This window comes from Mesorhizobium sp. M4B.F.Ca.ET.214.01.1.1, assembly GCF_004791545.1.
GTDB classification, from domain to species: Bacteria; Pseudomonadota; Alphaproteobacteria; order Rhizobiales; family Rhizobiaceae; genus Mesorhizobium; species Mesorhizobium abyssinicae.
Window position 1 is genome coordinate 1 of sequence record NZ_SRUX01000238.1, and the last position, 301, is coordinate 301.

Genomic DNA, 301 nt, shown 5'->3' on the forward strand with positions numbered 1-301 from the left:
CCAGCGCCAGTCATACATTTGCTGATTGTTGTTGCCGCCGGCCCAATCGTCGCGAACAGGAATGATCTGCGGTGCGGCCGTGCTGCTCGCCGTCGATAGGTCAGGTTGAAGGATAGGACCGGCAAGCGACGACACCGTCAGGCCCGCAAGAAGACCCAGGGAAATCGCCCCGGATCCGAGAGAAGACAAGAGCGGTTTCATTTCACTCTCCAAGGACTAAGGGCCCCACGCCGAGCACACCCCGGAAGAGGCCTATTAATGGGACTTTTCATCTGAACGGAAGATGAACAGAAAGGTTCCG

At 57.5% G+C, this 301-nt stretch carries 1 pseudogene; it reads right to left on the reverse strand.

Annotated features, from left to right (window positions below):
- A pseudogene (locus tag EN857_RS34045) lies at window positions 1-201 on the reverse strand (BA14K family protein); the annotation flags it as partial.
- Between the last annotated feature and the right edge of the window lie 100 nt (window positions 202-301).